Source organism: Streptomyces angustmyceticus (assembly GCF_040701845.1).
GTDB classification, from domain to species: Bacteria; Actinomycetota; Actinomycetes; order Streptomycetales; family Streptomycetaceae; genus Streptomyces; species Streptomyces angustmyceticus_A.
Genome location: NZ_JBFBHQ010000020.1, coordinates 1 through 17,101 on the forward strand (window position 1 = coordinate 1; position 17,101 = coordinate 17,101).

13 protein-coding genes are annotated in these 17,101 nt (G+C 71.3%); 9 read left to right on the forward strand and 4 right to left on the reverse strand.

Features of this window, described 5'->3' with window-relative positions:
• Positions 1-585, forward strand: a 585-nt coding sequence (locus AB0411_RS28640) for a L,D-transpeptidase (RefSeq protein ID WP_366420176.1), incomplete at its 5' end; no start/stop codon positions are given.
• Positions 586-687: 102 nt separating this feature from the next.
• Here AB0411_RS28640 and AB0411_RS28645 read toward each other — a convergent pair.
• On the reverse strand, positions 688-1,731 hold the full coding sequence (locus tag AB0411_RS28645; protein ID WP_366420177.1) for a PP2C family protein-serine/threonine phosphatase: 1,044 nt from the start codon (positions 1,729-1,731) through the stop codon (positions 688-690).
• A gap of 619 nt (positions 1,732-2,350) precedes the next feature.
• Between AB0411_RS28645 and AB0411_RS28650 the strand changes: the two genes are divergently transcribed.
• Together AB0411_RS28650 and AB0411_RS28655 are read left to right on the forward strand one after the other, a co-directional pair.
• Entirely contained in the window at positions 2,351-2,917 is a 567-nt protein-coding gene (locus AB0411_RS28650) for a TetR/AcrR family transcriptional regulator (RefSeq protein WP_366420178.1), read from the forward strand.
• A 286-nt stretch (positions 2,918-3,203) separates the two neighbouring features.
• Positions 3,204-4,388 carry an NAD(P)/FAD-dependent oxidoreductase gene (locus tag AB0411_RS28655; RefSeq protein WP_366420179.1) on the forward strand — a complete coding sequence of 395 codons (1,185 nt, stop codon included), beginning with the start codon at positions 3,204-3,206 and terminating at the stop codon, positions 4,386-4,388.
• 340 nt (positions 4,389-4,728) lie between these two features.
• Here the strand turns inward: AB0411_RS28655 and AB0411_RS28660 are convergent, their stop codons facing one another.
• The 3 genes from AB0411_RS28660 to AB0411_RS28670 form a co-directional block, all read right to left on the reverse strand.
• Complete coding sequence (locus AB0411_RS28660) at positions 4,729-5,007, reverse strand: DUF6343 family protein (protein ID WP_366420180.1); 279 nt, start codon at positions 5,005-5,007, stop codon at positions 4,729-4,731.
• Between the two features lie 118 nt (positions 5,008-5,125).
• A complete protein-coding gene (locus tag AB0411_RS28665; RefSeq protein WP_366420181.1) occupies positions 5,126-5,362 on the reverse strand; it encodes a hypothetical protein in 237 nt (78 codons plus the stop codon).
• 219 nt (positions 5,363-5,581) lie between these two features.
• Entirely contained in the window at positions 5,582-6,007 is a 426-nt protein-coding gene (locus AB0411_RS28670; protein ID WP_366420182.1) for a hypothetical protein, read from the reverse strand.
• A 319-nt stretch (positions 6,008-6,326) separates the two neighbouring features.
• Between AB0411_RS28670 and AB0411_RS28675 the strand changes: the two genes are divergently transcribed.
• From AB0411_RS28675 to eccCa, 6 genes are all read left to right on the forward strand, one after another.
• A complete protein-coding gene (locus AB0411_RS28675) occupies positions 6,327-8,486 on the forward strand; it encodes a SpoIIE family protein phosphatase (protein WP_366420183.1) in 2,160 nt (719 codons plus the stop codon).
• Between the two features lie 414 nt (positions 8,487-8,900).
• Positions 8,901-9,578: a DsbA family protein gene (locus tag AB0411_RS28680; protein WP_366420184.1), complete on the forward strand. Its 678-nt coding sequence runs from the start codon at positions 8,901-8,903 to the stop codon at positions 9,576-9,578.
• A gap of 308 nt (positions 9,579-9,886) precedes the next feature.
• Entirely contained in the window at positions 9,887-10,237 is a 351-nt protein-coding gene (locus AB0411_RS28685; protein ID WP_403151093.1) for a hypothetical protein, read from the forward strand.
• A 159-nt stretch (positions 10,238-10,396) separates the two neighbouring features.
• A complete protein-coding gene (gene eccD / locus AB0411_RS28690; RefSeq protein ID WP_366420185.1) occupies positions 10,397-11,752 on the forward strand; it encodes a type VII secretion integral membrane protein EccD in 1,356 nt (451 codons plus the stop codon).
• 56 nt (positions 11,753-11,808) lie between these two features.
• Positions 11,809-13,047, forward strand: a complete 1,239-nt coding sequence (locus AB0411_RS28695; protein WP_366420186.1) for a MinD/ParA family ATP-binding protein — start codon at positions 11,809-11,811, stop codon at positions 13,045-13,047.
• A 36-nt stretch (positions 13,048-13,083) separates the two neighbouring features.
• A complete protein-coding gene (eccCa, locus tag AB0411_RS28700; RefSeq protein WP_366420187.1) occupies positions 13,084-17,058 on the forward strand; it encodes a type VII secretion protein EccCa in 3,975 nt (1,324 codons plus the stop codon).
• The last annotated feature ends 43 nt before the right edge of the window (positions 17,059-17,101 follow it).

Here is a 17,101-nt window from a genome sequence, read left to right on the forward strand (position 1 = left end):
AAGATCACCATGAAGATCGACCTGGACGGCGTGAAGGGCGGCCAGGGCATCACCGGCGTCCAGTCCAAGACGGTCTCCTTCACCATCGGCCGCTCGCAGGTCTCCACCGTCGACATGAACACCCAGACCATGACGGTCAAGCGGGACGGCAAGACCTACAAGTCCATCCCGATCTCCGGCGGCAGCTCCGAGCACCCGACCTACAACGGCCAGATGGTCATCTCGGAGAAGCTCGAAAAGACCCGCATGGACGGCTCCACGGTCGGCTTCGACAAGCGGAACTCGTACGACATCAAGGACGTCCCGCACGCCATGCGCCTGTCGTCGTCGGGCACCTTCCTCCACGGCAACTACTGGGGCAGCCCGTCGATCTTCGGCAACTCCGGCACCAGCCACGGCTGCGTCGGCCTGCGCGACAGCAAGGGCGGCGGCGGTGACACCCCGGGCAAGTGGTTCTTCAACGAGTCGCTGGTCGGCGACGTCGTCGTGGTCAAGAACTCCGATGAACGGACCATCAAACCGGACAACGGCCTCAACGGCTGGAACCTGTCCTGGTCCGACTGGAAGGCGGGCAGCGCGACCTGACCGCCACGGGGCACACACCGACCCCACGCCCCCGGGCCGCGCGCCGGACCGCGGGTCGCGCCCGCGCATGACGGCACCGCACGGCCGCGATCCGGGCCGGGCCTACTCCGAGGGTGCACGCAGGCTCACGGCGAGGGCGGCGATGTCGTCGTCCAGGCGTCCTCTGCTGTAGTGGAGGAGGTCGCGGTGGAGAGCCGCGAGCAGCTCGTGGGGCGGTGTCGGGGGCTGTTGGCGCATCCAGGCCGCCAGCGGGAAGAACTCGCCGTCGCGGGCACGGGCCTCGGCCACCCCGTCGGTATAGAGAAGCAGCAGGTCGCCTGGGGTGAAGTCGAAGGTGTCGATGGTGTAGTGATCGCCGATCAGTTCCGCGAGGTTGAGCAACGGCGAGGGGGAGGTGGACTCCAGGGCACGGAGTCGCCCGTGGTTCAGGAGCAGCGGCGGGGGGTGTCCGCAGTTGAGGATCTCGATACGCCCGCCCTCGTGCGGGATCTCGACAAGAAGCGCGGTGGCGAAGCGCTCCATCGGCCCCTCGGGAGGAAAGGCGGCGTTGTAGCGGGTGCTGCTGGCATCCAGCCGGCGCGCGACGCTGACCATGTCGGCCTCGCCGTAGGCCGCCTCCCGGAAGGAGTTGACGATCGCCGCCGCCGCGCCCACTGCCGGCAGGCCCTTGCCCCGCACATCACCGATGAGCAGCCTGACCCCGTATCGCGTGTCGACCACCTCGTAGAAGTCCCCGCCGATACGGGCTTCCGCCGCGGCCGCGAGGTACAGCGACTCGATCTCGACGCTGCCGTAGCGGCGCGGCATCGGGCTCAGCACCACCTGCTGCGCGGCGTCGGCGACGAGCCGCACCTGAAAAAGGGTCCGCTCCCGCTGGAGCCGGACATGGCTTCCGTAGGCGGCCGCCACGGTGACCGCGATGATCCCCGCAGCCGTCCACCACGTCCCCAGGCCGGGGAACACGATGCTGAGGCCGATCATCAGAAAGAGGCAGACCGTCCCCAGGAGGACAGTGGGGAGCACCGGCCACATGGCGGCGGCGAGGGCCGGCGCCGCGGGCAGCAGGCGACTGAAGGCCATCTCCGGCGGAGTGGCATATGCCAGGCTGGCGATGACGACGGTCAGGATGACCGGCGACAGCCGCACAAGGCTCCCCCGGCCGTGGCGACGACGGGGCCGCGGCCGTCCAGGCTCGATCACACTTCACAGAATATCTACGCAAAGGGGACATAGCGCTCTGGCGGCTCGCTGAAGGGGGCGAGCCCGAGGCAGTCGGCGTCCGCGACCGCCGGATCCCGGGCGGGCGAGCCCCGGCCCGGACTTCGCCGCCCGGCGGGTAGGGGCTTCGCCGGTCAGGGAGCTGAGGCTTCGCCGACCCGCTCGGGCGCCGAGCTCGTCGGCGAGCTTTCCGGGCATCGGCCCGGCGCCCGGAAAGGGGCAGCTTGCCCCCTTGGCGGCCGGGTCACGAGCGATGGCCCGACCGAGGCCCCGGCAGCCCCGGCCAGGAGAACGGTCGCCCCTGCGGTGCGCATGGGACGACCCGGCCCTCCCGCAACCCGTTCGTCCGAACGAACGACAGGAAGGCGGGACGACCACGTCAACCGCAGGTCCCACGCACCCGCCGCCACCGCATGACCAGCGGCGTCCACGACGCGCACGGCCGCCGCACCGGCCCCGACGACCGCCGCACCGCCCCCTCCCCGCCGCTCCCGGAGACCGCCGCACCGCCCCTCCCCGCCGCCCCACCGGTGGCACAATGACCGCCATGTCCAAGCCCCCCGGAACCCGGCAGAGCATCATCGACGCCGTCCTGCGCACCATCGCCGAGGACGGCGTCGCCGGGGTCACCAACCGGCGGATCGCCAAGGAGGCCAAGGTCTCCCTCGGCTCGGTCACCTACCACTTCGCGACCCGGCACGAGATGCTGCGGGAGAGCCTGCTGCACTTCGTCGCGGAGGAGACCCGGCGCTTCACCGAGCTCGCCGACCAGTGCCGGACCGACGGGATGGACATCGACCGGGCCTCCGCCACGGTCGGCCAGGTCGCCGGGTGCACCCGGACCGACAGCAGGCACATCGCCCCCTTCGAGCTCTATGTCCAGGCCGGCCGTGATGAGCGGTTGCGCATCGCGGCCGCGCAGTGCTTCGCCGCATACGACCAGCTGGCCGCCCGGATCCTCACCGGCCTCGGCGTACCCGAAGCCGAGCGGCTGGCGAGCACCACCGTCGCGCTGGTCTTCGGACTGCAGCTGCGCAGCCTGGCCACCGGTGCGCCCGCCGAGGAACTCGTCGACGCCCTGCTGTTGCTGGCACGCGGGGCGCAGCACGCCTGACCCTCGCCTCGGCGCCGCTCCGGGCGCGCCAGGATCCTGGAAAGGCCGCCGTCGGACGGACACCCTCGCCGCGCACGCCCCCCGGACCGCCCACCGCCGGCCCGTGAACGGGACGCGGGGCTGACGGTCCGTAATGCGCCCAGCCGACTGACAGGCTCGACCGGACCGGGATCCGTCAGCGGCGCCGTCGTCCCCAAAGGCGCCCGGAACACGGCGACTTCACACGACCGGGTGCATCATGGACAGGGACGCCCGAGGGGACCTACGCAGCAGAGCGGACTGGTACGTGACACGCATTCTGGTCATCGGTGGTGGCATCGCCGGTACGGCGACCGCGCTGGCCCTGCACAAAGCGGGGCTCGACGTCACCGTGCACGAAGCGCATCCCGACACGGCCGCGGACATCGGGGCGTTCCTGACCCTGGCGAGCAACGGCATGCGCGCACTGGCGCAACTCGACGCCTCGGACGTGGTCACCGCGCTCGGCTGGCCGCTGCGGTCGATGCGGGTTCTCGACGCCCAGGGCGGCCGGCCGGCCCATGTGCCCCTGGGCGTGGCCGACGACGCGCTGCTTCGCTACCGGTGCCTGCGCCGGGGCGAGTTGAACGCCGCTCTGCAGGCCGAGGCCGTCCGCCGGGGAATCCGGCTGTCCCACGGGGCGCGGCTGGTGTCCGTCGAGAACGGGCCGGACGAGGTGACCGCGCGTTTCGCCGACGGCAGCGTCGCGACCGGCGACCTGCTCATCGGCGCGGACGGCCTCAGCTCGACCGTCCGGCAGTCGGTCGCGCCGGGGACGGAGCCCGTCTATGCCGGGCAGAGCGTCTTCTACGGCTACACGCGCAACGCCCCGGAGAGTGTCCCGGAGGCGGAGGACACGGGGCACATCACCATGGTGCGGGGCAGCACCGCCGCCTTCGGCTACGCGGTCTCGCCGGACGGGGAGACGTACTGGTTCGCCCGCGTCGGCGGCGACGCCGTCCCCGCCCACGACCTCGCGCACCCCGCACCGTCCCGCTGGCGCGAACAGCTCGTCGCGATGCTGCGCAAGGACGCCACCCCCGCCGCGGGCATCGTCGCGGCCTCCAGCGACGACATCATGGCCACCAACGCCACCGAGATCCCGACCGGCACCCCCTGGCGCTCCGGGCGGACGCTGCTCATCGGCGATGCGGCGCATGCGGCCTCACCGGCGACGGGCCAAGGGGCCTCGATGGCGCTGGAGGACGCCGTCGTCCTCGCCAAGTCCTTGCGGGACACACCGGATCCGGACAGCGCGCTCTCCCTCTACGAGGCGTGCCGCCGCCCCCGCGTCGAGCACAACATCACCGCCAGCGGAGAGATCTCCCGCGGCACCCGCACCCCGCCGCGCACCGCCGGGGCACCGTCCCCACAGCGCCCCGGCGACGACACACTGGCCGTCCAACTGGACTGGAACCGCGATCTGCGCACCGCCTCCGGCACCACGGACTAGACACCTCAGGCGGGGCGGCCCTCCACCGCCGTGACCTGGGAAGGGCCGCCCGAGCACGACGGACGCACGGGCCGGCCGGGCTCGCCGTCGCGAGCGGTGCCGCGCCGGCCAGGACCGCCCAGCGCACGCAGCCGCAGGGCGGACCGGGCGAGGGCGGGGTCCTCGTCACATGTTCTCGCGGTGGCCGTCCCGGGCCGCGGCATCCGGCGCCGACCAGCCGCCCAGCAGGCGCAGCGCATGTGCGGACGAGCTGTTGGTTCCGGCGGTGCAGAGGTAGGGGCCTGGTCGGGTCGTCGGGCAGGGCCGGGTCCTGCTGCCGCCCTCGCCCTGCTCGGCGTGCCTACGGGGCGCTCTTGTCCTCCGTGCCCGCCCGCCGAAGGCGGCGCGTGAGCACCACGAGATCCACCAGGGCGGAGAGGGCGAGAACGCCGCACACCACCGCCAGCACCAGCAGCACGGTGGGGCCGGGGGAACTGTGCGGCCCGGCAGCGTGCGCGGCGAGCGCCAGTCGCACCGTGGCCGCGACCAGGAGCACCAGCGCGCCGGCGGCCAGCGTCCGCCGCAATCGCAGCGGACTCTGCGCGGTCACCGGCTCCGTGCCTGTGCGTCGTTGCTTCATGGCTGCCTCCTCAGAGCGGTACCGCCCCGGGCTTGCGGTGTGTCCGCGGGGCTGAGCCTTACTGCCCATGGGCGGCGCGCCGCGCGGACGTCGACCGCGGGGACGAGGCCGTGGCCGTTCATGCGTGGTCGGTGAGCGCGGTGTGGCCCTTGGCGCGGGCGCAGTGGGCGCAGCAGTAGAACTTTCCGTCGGTCTGGTGGCCGTGGCCCAGGATGCGGCAGCCGCAGTGGTCGCAGAGGGGAGCGAGCTTGTGCGCCGCGCATTCGAGGCTGTCGAAGGTGTAGGCGGCGCCGCCGGCCACGTGGACCTCAAAGGCCATCGCGTAGTCGTTGCCGCAGACATCGCAGGCTGCCATGTGCCCTCCTCGTGGGCGTGCGTGGTCAGGCTCCTCCGGGCGGAGCGGTATCCCCATGACCTCATGGGTTCCGGGGCTCTGCTCGCTGCAGAGGGCAGACGGCGCAGTCCGCGCTGCCGGTGCGACGGGAGGAGAGCCGAGGGGCGAACCCGTATCCGCAGCCGCTGCCCGGGCCGCGCGCTGTCCGGTCCCCGTCGGCCACCGTCGGCGGCGCCTGGGTCAGCGTGCTTCGTCGTCGTGGGGGCCGGATTCCGGGCCCTCTCGGTCCTCCGGTGCCTGCTGCCTGAGAAATCGTTCGCTCTCCCAGGTGAGGGTGCGCTCGATCTGGAGGAAGTTCAGGCCGGTCACCTCGGCCAGCTCTTCCTCGTCCAGGTCCGGCTGCAGGCGCAGGGCACGCGCGATCTTCCCGGCCCAGAGCTCTTCCTTGGTGTAGCGGCGTTCCTGGTAGCGCTGCCGGAGTTCGTCGAGGTGGCCGGGGCCGCAGGCTGTCAGGCGTCGCATGCCGTCATGGTCCGGGTTGTAGGGATGGACGGCGGAGGAGTCGCGGACCAGGGCGGAGACCTGCGTGGTGGGAAGGGGAAGGCCGCACAGATCGCAGAGCCCCGGTTGGGGCGGCGTGGGCGGCTCGCTCGCGTCGTCGCACATGGACTCTCTCCTCCGGCCTGACCCCGAATGCGTCAGCGCCGATCTGGCAGGCAGATGACCTCATCCGTACGTAGCTTCGGCCGAGGACACCGGGGAGCGAGGCGGCGCGGCGCGGGGTGCCGGTGTTTTCGCTCGCATGGTCGTGGCCGGGTGCTCTCCGGCTCGCAGTACCGCGTCATGTGAAGAGGTGAGCGACCGAGCACGGTGCGACGGCTGTGGAGGCTGGTGAGACCCTTGAATCAGGAACCTCTGACGCATCTGGAGGCCCAGCGCGCCGGACCCGTCAGGTGGTGCCTCTCCTAGACGACGGTGCAGGCACATGGATACCTCTGACAGCGCAGGTGCAGTCGGCCGTGGCCCGGGGCCCTCCGACGAGTGGTGGCATGCGAACCCGCCGATGCTGGAGCGGATCCTCGCCCTGTCGCCGGCAGGTATGGCCGTGCTGGACCGGGACCTGCGCTTCGTCTGGGTCAACGAGGCTCTGGAGCGCCTCGGGGGTCTCCCCCGCGACCAGCGGTTGGGCAAGCGCCTGCGGGACGTGCTGCCCCACCTGGACTTCAGGCTGGATGTCGAGGGGATCGAGTCGCTCGCGCAGGAGGTGCTCGACACCGGCCGGCCCCTGGTCGATCACCTGCTGCGCGGCGGCACGCAGGAGCACCCCCATCGGCCGCACGCCTACTCGCTGTCCGTCTTCCGGCTGCACAGCGCCACGAACCGGGTGCTGGGCGTCTCCTTCATCGTCCTCGACGTCACCGACCGTTGGCGGGCGCGGGAGCGGCTGGCCCTGCTGAACGAGGTCGGAGCGCAGACCGGCAGCACCTTGGACGTCATGGACACCGCGCAGACCCTGGCCGACATCAGCGTGCCGCGGCTGGCCGACTTCGTCGCCGTCGACCTCCTGGAGTCGGTGATACGCGGCGACACACCGCGCCCCGGCGCTCACCTCCATCCGCCACAGATGCGCCGTGCGGGCCAGCAGTCGATCCACGAAGGTGTTCCCGAGTCGGTCGCGGCGACCGGGCAGGCCGTCGAATTCCACCCTCACTCACCCGAAATGCAGTGCATGCTGGACGGGCGCTCCCGCCTGGAAGCCATGCCGGGCGCCTCGACCAGCAGCTGGTTCGCCACAGACCCGGCCCGCGCCGCGAAAATCCGGGAATTCGGTCTCTGCTCCCTGATACTCGCCCCGGTCCTCGCCCTCGGCGATGTTCTGGGCGTCGTCAGATTCATCCGCTGGCAGCTGCGCGACCCCTTCGAGCAGGACGACCTGCTCCTCGCGGAAGAGGTAGTGGCCCGCGCGGCGGTGAGCATCGACAACGCCCGCCGCTACACCCGGCAGCACAGCACCGCGCTGGCCCTGCAGCGCAGCCTGCTCCCGCGCAGTCTCACCGGCGGCAGCACGCTCGATGTCGCCTGGCGCTACCTGCCCGCCCATGCCTCCGATGGCGCGGGCGGCGACTGGTGCGACGTGATACCCCTGTCCGGGGCCCGGGTGGCCATGGTCGTCGGAGACGTCGTGGGCCACGGGATCGACGCCGCGGCCACCATGGGCCGGCTTCGCACCACCGTCCGCACCCTGGCGGACATGGACCTCCCCCCGGACGAGTTGCTGGCCCACCTGGACGACCTGGTACTGCGCCTGATCGACGAGGAACAGACCGCCGACCCGTCACTGGCCCCCGCCGCACTCGGCGCCACCTGCCTGTACGCCGTCTACGACCCGGCCACGCGCAAGTGCACCATGTGCCGGGCCGGCCACCCTCCTGCCGCGGTCATCGCCCCGGACGGCTCGGTGACCGTCCCCGACCTGCCCGCCGGGCCTCCGCTCGGCCTGGGCGCCCTGCCCTTCGAGTCCGCGGAATTCGACATCGCCGACCGCAGCGTTCTCGCCCTGTACACCGACGGCCTGATAGAGACCCGCGACCAGGACATGGACCGGGGCCTCGCCCGGCTGCGCACCGCGCTGTCCGCCCGCCGGGCGAGGCTCGACGAACTCTGCGGAACCGTCCTGAACGACGTGCTCACCGGCGGCCCCGACGATGACGTCGCGCTGCTCCTCGCCCGTACCCACGCCCTCAGCGAGGACCAAGTGGCCACCTGGGAACTGACCTCCGACCCGACAGTCGTCGCGGACGCCCGCACGCTGACCGCGGACCGCCTCACCGCCTGGGGACTGGACAGTCTGATCTTCCCCTTCGAGCTGATCGTCAGCGAACTCGTCACCAACGCCGTCCGCTACGGCAACGGACACATCCGGCTCCGCCTGATCCGGCAGGATGCGCTCATCTGCGAAGTCTCCGACGTCAGCAGCAGCTCCCCCCGCATGCGCCACGCGCGGACCACCGACGAGGGCGGCCGCGGCCTCTTCCTCGTCGCGCAGCTGGCCCGCCGCTGGGGCACCCGGTACACGACCGACGGCAAGATCGTCTGGGCCGAGGAACACCTCCCGGCGAACGACGCCCAGTGCCAGGCGGCCTGACCTCCCACCGCACCCGACCCACTGGCACCGTCGCCGCCCGGCACGCCGCCATGGATGCGCCCCTCGCCGTGGAACGGGACCCCTCGGTCTCACAGCAAGGGGCGCACCCGGGTACCGGCTTCTGTGGCGGCGGCCAGGACGGTCGGAGCGGATGGAGCCGCACACGACACATCGGACGGCTGCGAACTCCCCCTTTGGCACACTCAAACGAATGACCGAAACAGCGATCGTGTGATGCGGTTGCTGCTGCTCGAAATGCGACGGCGCGAACGGCAGGACGGCCGAGCCCGTCGATTGACGTAATGAAGGGCACGCACTTTGTCCTCTGCGGGGATAGATGAACACAACGGCAAGGCGACTCGGACGGGTGCCGGTGCGCCGCGGAGGAACTGGCGCCTCTACGGGGCGGTAGCCGTGGGCCTCGCCGTGGTCTGCGGTGCGGCCGCAGCCGTCGGCCGGCTTGCGCGCGCTCACGAGGCGACCGCGGTGGAGGCGCCGGAGCACGCGGTGGGGCCGGCCGGCGAAACGAAGCTCGATCTGCCGGTCCGACCGACCGTGCCGGTGACGCTCACCGTGTACGAAGACCCGCGCAGCCCGCAGTCCCGGGCCTTCGCCCAGCGATACGCGACCACGTTCTCCCACCTCCTCGCGTCCGGCCGGCTCCAGATCAACTACCGCCTTGTCACTCAGAGCGACAAGCAGTACGGCGGAAGCGGCGCGCAGGAAGCGGCCGCCGCGGCCGCCTGCGCTCAGGACCAGGGGCGCTTCACCCCCTTCATGGACCAGGTGTGGCAGCACCAGCCCGCTCCCACCGACGATGCGCTCAAGGACCGGAACCTGCTGTCGGACCTCGCGAAGAAGGCGGGGAAGATCAATCAGGACGCGTTCCGACTGTGCGTCGACCGCGGTCAGCGCAAGGGCTGGGTGGCGAAGTCGCAGTCCGATTTCGCCTCCGCCGGCCTGGGCGAGGCCCCGGTCGTCCAGATCAACGGCCGCCCCCTGCCCGGCCCCACCACCCAACTGACGCCCGGCAAGCTGACCTCCCTGGTGACCGAGGAAGCACAACACGTCGCCGCAGCTGCCACTCCTTGATCGGACACCGCCTCCGCCCGGCTTGCCGAGGAGGGCCGACTCCTCCTCGGCCAGGCGCAGGGCGCCGGCGGCGGCTCCGCGATCGTTCAGCAGTTCTTGCGCGGCCGGTCCGACAGCGGCCCCAGGGCCAACCGACCGGCCCACAGCCGGGGTTCGACCCGGGAAAAGCGGCCCGCGATCCGGCCTGGAGTCGGCGCGCCGTGCACCGCTTCGACCGGGCGCATGACGGTGCTCGACGAGCCGGCCGGCCCGCGGCGGGCACAGAAGTGCGCCATCATGCATGAGGCTCTCGGAACAACGGCCGGCGTATGGCCGCCATTGGCCGAGGGCTCATCGACCATGGCGAATACGGCAGGCGACGTGAAGCGACGGACGAGGAAATGGCGCGGGATTACGACAGTCAGCTGCTGGAGTCGGTGGCAGTACGTCGGCGCAGGATGCGGGATGCCCTGTTGTTCGGTGCGCAGCGGGGACGTCGCACGGCGGACGAGCGGCTGGGGAAGGTCTTCGCGGGGATCGCGATCACGGCTGTCCTGTGCGCGGGGTGCGTGGGGTGGTCGTTCCTTCAGCACACGCTGGCCACGCAGAAGGCCGAGCAGGACAAGCAGCAGCGTCAGGTGCAGCAGTACGGGCAGCCGACAAGGCCGGCGAAACCCTAGAAGCCAACGGATCGGATTCGGACAGAATTTGCGGCATTCCCAGCGAATGCGCGAAGAGCTCCCGTGGCGGGAGAGGGACTTTCTGACGCAGGGCCAGAGGGGAAGCACGTCCCGTTTGGCCGAAGAGTTCGTCAACCGCGCGATGATAGGTTCCGGTAAGTGGTGAGCAGAGCAGCGAGTTCCCGGACGCAACTGAGCCGAGTGACGTTGGTCGGTGAGCGACGCCGGGCCGATGTCGTCCTGCTCTCCGATACGCCGATAGGGCAACTGATCCCGGATGTCCTGCCGTTGCTGGGCGATCGGCCCGCATCGCGTCCCGTGGCCCGGCAGTTGATTACCTCCGACGGCTCTGTCCTGCCGTACGACAGCACGTTGGCATCGGCCGGGGTGGCCGACGGCGCCGTGCTCCGACTGGTGACGACGCATTCCGCGCCGCCGGCTCCCGTGGTGCACGACGTCAGCGATCAGGTGGCCGACGACCTCGATCTGCGGTCTTGGCGCTGGCGTCCTGCTGCGCGCCGGGCCAGTGCGGGTGTGGCAACGGTCGTCTTCGCCGTGATCGCCGCGCTGCTCGCCCGCCGTGAGTTCCCGCTTGGCGCCCTGGTCGGTGCTCTGTCCGTTGTAGCACCTGTGCTCCTGGCGGCCGGTGCGCTCGTCGCCAAGGTCGGACGGGGGAACCGGGGACTGGCGACCGCGCTCCTGCTCGCCGCCGGCGGGCTCGGTGTTCTCACGGGATGGACGGCTGCCGATGCGTTCGGCTGGCCGGGCACCGCGCGGCTCGCTGCCGTGGCGGGTGCGCTGGTCGTGACGCTTGTGTTCCTTGGTTACTTCTCTCCGCTGGGCAAGGGTGGGCTCGTCGGTGCGGTGACCACTGCCACGATCGCCGTTGCGTGGGAGGCGGTGGCCGCGGTTCAGGGTGATCCGGCCCGGCTCGGTGCCGTGATGGCTGTCTTCTCTTTGGTGGTGCTCGGTGTGCTGCCGCGGCTGGCGCTGATGGCATCTGGGCTCACCGCACTCGACGACCGCCGCTCGGGCGGTGTCTCCGTCAGCCGTCACCAGGTAGGTACCGCCCTTGCGGCGACGCACCGCGGCCTGGCCCTCTCGACGGTCGTCACGGCGATGTCGGCAGCCTCCGCCGGATGGCTGCTCACGCTGGCCGAGAAGCCGACCGTATGGACCGTGGTGCTGGCAACGCTCGTTGTCGTGGTGCTGGTGTCGAGGGCGCGAGCGTTCCCGCTGGTCGTTGAGGTCGTTGCGCTCTTCGCTGCCGCGGCGTGCCTGGTGGTACGCCTGGTGACGTGGTGGATGGAGCATGCGGGGGGCGTCGGGCCGCTGGCTGTGCTGTGTGCGGCTGCGGTGCTGCCGTTGGTCGTGTTGGCGGTGCAGGTGCCCGAGCACGTGCAGGTGCGGCTGCGGCGCATGGGCGATCTGGTCGAGTCCATCGGCATGGTGGGGCTCTTCCCGCTCGCCTTTGGGGTGTTCGGTGTGTACGGGCAACTGCTCAACCAGTTCTGACAGTTCTGAGTCGATGTGCCGGCGGCTGCGGGCGGGACAGCGGAGGGGGAACAGGTATGCCGAGCGGAGACGGCTGGCAGGGTGATGTGCTGCGCGACCTGAGGGGCGGCGGCGCGCAAGGTGCACCAGGCCCCGGCGGACAGGCGTACCGCGCTTCCGCGCCGGGCCGTGCACTGCCTGCGCAGGGCACTCAGGCGCCGGACGCCGCCCCTGACGGTGGCGCGCCGCGGCAGGCCGCCTACCCCTACGAAGGGCAGCAGCACGCAGGTCGTCCCGGCGACTGGCCGCGGCAGGCGGGGTACCAGGAACAGCGGCAGGAGCAGCAGGCCCCGGCCGCGTACGCCCCGGGCCCCCAGCCCCAGAGCGGTCCCGGCTCGCGGCCCGTGCTGAAAGGGGGGCCGGCCGACGCGCTGCGCAGCAAGCCGCGGCACGGCGAGTCCTTCGCCGCGCGTGCCGCACGTGCCCTGCGCCGTACGCTTTCCTCGTCGGCCGCGAGCGAGGTCGCCGAGATCACCCGCACCGCTGCGGCACTGCAGCAGCCCGTGACGACCGGTCGGCAGATCGCCGTCACCTCCATCCGGGGCGGGTCGGGCAAGTCGACCGTCGCCGCGTTGCTCGGCACCACCTACGCGCACTACCGGCAGGACCCGGTCCTCTTCCTGGAGGCCGATCCGGCGCTCGGCTCGCTGCCGCTGCGTCTCGGCGCCGAGTCGCTGCGCTGGACGACCAGCGATATCGCGGACATCGTCAAGCCGGACATGTCGCTGCTCGATGTCACCGGCTATCTCGTCCAACTCCCCAACAACGCCTGGCTGCTGCCCGCAAGCCAGGGACAGATCGGCGTCATGCTGGACAGCCGGTCGTACGAGCGGGCCGTAGTGGCGTTGCGCCGCTACTTCGGTGTGATGGTCATCGATTGCGAGACATTGCCCACGGAGGTTGCCCGGGTCGCGCTGGCCGCCGCCCATGGCCGGGTGCTGACCGCGCCCGCCACGCCGGAAGGCGTCACCAGTACGTTCGCGGTGCTCCAGTGGATGCAGGGGCTGCCTCGCCAGGTGATCGCCGGCACGGTCGTCGTACTCACCGAACTGGTAGCACATTCGGGAGTCGACCTCGACGAGGCCGCCCAGAGGCTCAGGTCCACCGGGGCAAGCGTTCAGGTTCTGCCCTATGACCGGCATTTGGCAGCCGGTGGGCGAGTCCGGACCGAGTTGCTGGCTCACCCGACCAGGGAAGCCGCTGCCCGCCTCGCCGCGGACGTCTTCCAGCTTTCTCTCGCCCAAAAGCGTCACTGACCACATGCCGAGCCCGATCGTGAATGACGGACGACGATGAGTACCCGACTGATACACCGCCCCGCCAGGGCCACCAGGCCTCCGGCCGCCTCCGAGGCACGCGTCATCGAGGCCCCGCCCAACCTCCCGGAGGGGAAGGCGGGCAACATCGCGATGTCGCTGCTGCCCGTCGCCGGTGTCATGTCGTCCGTGGTGATGATGACGGTGGTGCGCAACAGCCAGTTCGCGGGGCTCGGCGCGATCATCCTCGTCGTCACCGTCATCGGCTCCGTCGCGCTGGTCTTCTCGCAGCGCGGCAAGGCCCAGCGCACCCGCCGCACCCAACGCGAGGCGTATCTGGCCTATCTGGAGGACCAGCGCGAGGAGCTCTCTGCCGAAGAGCGCCAGAGGCGCGAGCGCGCCGGCGTCCTCAACCCGCCGCCGACCGCCCTCTACGACATCGTGCGCGACCCGGCTCGCCTGTGGGAGCGCCGCCGCGTCGACGGCGACTTCCTGCACGTGCGGGTCGGCACCGGCGAGATGCCCGTACGCGACTTGCAGCTCGCCCAGCAGGGCTCGTCGGTCCTCACCCCGCCCGACCGTTTCATGCTCAACGAGGCGTCGGCGCTGATGGCCCGCTTCCGCACCGGCACCGAACTCCCCCTCACCGTCCCGCTCGACCGCGTCGGCAACGTCAGCGTCATCGGCCCCCGGGAGGACTGCCTGCGCGTCGCGCGCGCCCTGCTCGTCCAGACCGCCGCCCTGCACGCCCCCGACGACGTGGCGATGGCGCTCGCCGTGCCCGGGGACCGGATCGACGATTGGGCGTGGGCCAAGTGGATGCCGCATCTGCTCGACACCGAGCAGTTCGACGGGCCCGTCGCCGCTCGCCGCATCGCCCCCTCAGCGCCCCGACTCACCCGGCTGCTCGGCCCCGAACTGCGCCGCCGCGCCTCCTACGCAGCCGAGGTGCGCCGCGGCCTGTCCGACAAGGACGCCCTGGCCATGACGTCCCGGCTCCTGGTCGTCGCCGACGGGCACGGTGCGGACGCCGTCGATCTGCCGCTCCCCGACGAGGCGGTCGGCCTGCGCGAGATGGGCGTCACCGTCCTGCACCTGCTGGAGCAGCGGGTCCAGGAGCCCGGACACGTCGGCGTCCGGCTCACCGTCGACGGCGATCAGGTCATCATCGAGGACCTTCGCGCGCAGGAGCCGGTCGGCGCCCACGGCACCGTGGACGAGATCAGTATCCCGTTCGTCGAAGGCCTGGCCCGGATGCTGGCGCCACTGCGCCTGTCCGCCGAATCGCTCACCGACGCCCCCCTGACCGGACCCGTCGACTTCGCCGATCTGCTCGGCCTCGACGACGTGGCGCAACTCGACCTCTCGCACCTGTGGGCGCCGCGCGGCGAACGTTCCTTCCTGCGCGTCCCCATCGGCATCAACGACTCCCGCGAGCCGGTGCTCTTGGACCTGAAGGAGTCCTCCGAGCTCGGCATGGGCCCGCACGGTCTGTGCGTCGGCGCCACCGGCTCCGGGAAGTCGGAGCTCCTGCGCACCATTGTCCTCGCCCTGGCGGCCACACACCCGCCCGAGGACCTCGCGCTCGTCCTTGTCGACTACAAGGGTGGTGCGACCTTCGCGCCGTTCGCGGACCTGCCGCACGTCGCCGGTGTCATCACCAACCTGGAGAACCAGGCCGGCCTCGTCGAACGCGTCCACGCCTCGCTCGCCGGCGAAGTCAAACGCCGCCAGCAGGTCCTCAAGGACGCGGGCAACCTCGCCGACATCGGTGACTACACCGCGCTGCGCGCCAGTCGCCGGCCCGACCTGGACCCGCTGCCGCACCTGTTCGTCGTCATCGACGAGTTCGGCGAACTGCTCACCGCCAAACCGGACTTCATCGACCTGTTCCTGTCCATCGGCCGCATCGGCCGCTCCATCGGCGTGCACCTGCTGCTGTCCAGCCAGCGCATCGAGAGCGGCCACCTCAAGGGCCTGGACACCTACCTCTCCTACCGGCTCGGCCTGCGTACCTTCTCCGCCGACGAATCCCGTACGGTCCTGGACACCACGGACGCCTTCCACCTCCCGCCGCTGCCCGGATTCGGCTACCTCAAGGTCGACACCAGCCACTACGACCGCTTCAAGGCGAGCTATGTCTCGGGGGCCTACCGCGGCCCCGTGCAGCGCGGGGAGGAAGAGGACACCGGGCCCCTCGCCCTGCCCTATGAGACCTTCAACGCCACGGCCGGAGCGGAGGACGCGGGCTCACCGGAGCAGACGGTGCGGCGCCGCGAGATGGGGCCGACCGAGCTGGGCGTCATGGTCGAGCAGCTGGCCAGCGCCGGCGGTACGGTGCGCCGCATCTGGCTGCCGCCCCTGCCTGATGCGATCGCCCTGGACAGGGTTGCCGGACCGCTGGATGTCGGCACCCGCGGTACGCAGCTCGCGGGGCGCCGCGCCCCGCTGGAGGTACCACTCGGCCTGCTCGACGATCCGGCCAGGCAGTGGCAGGGCCAGTGGTACCTGGACCTGACGGTGGCAGGCGGCCACGCCGCCGTCATCGGCGGCCCCCAATCCGGCAAGACCACCCTCCTGCGCACCCTCGTCCTGTCCCTCGCGCTGACCCACACCCCCCAGGAAGTCGGGGTCTACTGCCTCGACCTGGTGGGCGGCGGCCTGGCGGCCCTGTCGGGCCTTCCTCATGTCGGTGGTGTCGCGGGTCGCGTCGACCGTGAGCGGGTGGCCCGCACCGTCGACGAGGTGCGAACGATGCTCGCGGCCAGGGAGGAGCTCTTCCGCGAGCACGGCATCGACTCCGTCGAGCAGCTGCGCGACCTGCACGCGGCGGGCCGGCTGCCCCAGCTGGCATCCGCCGAGATCGTGCTCGTCATCGACGGCTTCGGCGCGCTGCGCGACGACTTCGAAGAGATGGAGGACGCCGTCGCCGACATCCTGCAACGCGGTGGCGGTTACGGCATCCACGTCGTGGCGGGCATGCTCCGCTGGAACGACGTGCGCATCGCCGTCCAGTCGAACTTCGGCACCCGCGTCGAGCTGCGGCTGAACGACCCCAGCGAGTCCAGCATCGACAGCAAGCTGGCAGTGACCCTTTCGCCCGATGAGCCCGGCCGCGCCCTGACCGCCGGCAAGCTCTTCGCGCAAGTCGCGCTCCCCCGTACGGACTCGCTCGCCGACACCGCGGACCTGGGCGCGGTGCTGGAGCGTGCGGCCCGGTCGATCCGCGCCACCTGGAGCGGCGAGGTCGCCCAGCCGGTACGGGTGCTGCCGCACCTTCTGGAGCCCCACCTCCTGCCCGGACCGGTCGCCGAACCCCGGCGGGTACCCATCGGCCTGGACCAGACGGCCCTCGAGCCCGTACTGCTCGACCTGTTCCAGCACGACCAACACCTGCTGATCATGGGCGACAGCGAGTGCGGCAAGACGAATCTCCTGAGGACCCTCGCCAACGGCCTCATCGAGCGTCACGGCGAGGACGAGCTGGTCTTCGCCGTCATGGACCCCAGGCGCGGCCTGCGCGGCGCGATCCCCGAGGAGTTCAACGGCGGCTACGCGTACAACGCCAAACTGTGCGCGGGCCTCGCCACCGGCATCGCCACCGTGTTGGACAAGCGGCTGCCCGAAGACGGCGCGCGCCTCGAAGACCTGGAGCCGGGCAGCTGGGGCGGCGGCCCACGGATCGTGGTCCTCATCGACGACTACGACATCCTGACCACCGCCGGCCAGGAGCCACTGGCCCCCTTCCTGCCGTACATCCCCTCCGCGGTGGACATCGGCCTCCACTTCGTCCTCACCCGCCGCGTCGCAGGCGCCTCACGCGGCATCTACGAGCCCCTGGTGCAGGGCCTGCGCGAGTCGGGAGCCTCCGCGCTCCTCATGGCAGGTGACCGCGGCGAAGGCCAGCTGTTCCCCGGCGTCCACGCCTCCTGGCAGCCGCCGGGCCGCGGTGTCCTCATCCGCAGGGGCCGGAGCAACCGCCTGATCCAGACCGTCTACTCCCCCGCGTGACCTGCCGGAGGGCTCTTCCGCATACGCGGACCACGAGCCGTAC

Coding starts and splice junctions, on each gene's coding strand:
- AB0411_RS28650 (WP_366420178.1), top strand. CDS start 2,351: ATGTCCAAGCCCCCCGGAACCCGGCAGAGCATCATCGACGCCGTCCTG.
- AB0411_RS28660 (WP_366420180.1), bottom strand. CDS start 5,007: ATGAAGCAACGACGCACAGGCACGGAGCCGGTGACCGCGCAGAGTCCG.
- AB0411_RS28665 (WP_366420181.1), bottom strand. CDS start 5,362: ATGGCAGCCTGCGATGTCTGCGGCAACGACTACGCGATGGCCTTTGAG.
- AB0411_RS28670 (WP_366420182.1), bottom strand. CDS start 6,007: ATGTGCGACGACGCGAGCGAGCCGCCCACGCCGCCCCAACCGGGGCTC.
- AB0411_RS28675 (WP_366420183.1), top strand. CDS start 6,327: ATGGATACCTCTGACAGCGCAGGTGCAGTCGGCCGTGGCCCGGGGCCC.
- AB0411_RS28685 (WP_403151093.1), top strand. CDS start 9,887: ATGGCCGCCATTGGCCGAGGGCTCATCGACCATGGCGAATACGGCAGG.
- AB0411_RS28695 (WP_366420186.1), top strand. CDS start 11,809: ATGCCGAGCGGAGACGGCTGGCAGGGTGATGTGCTGCGCGACCTGAGG.
- eccCa (WP_366420187.1), top strand. CDS start 13,084: ATGAGTACCCGACTGATACACCGCCCCGCCAGGGCCACCAGGCCTCCG.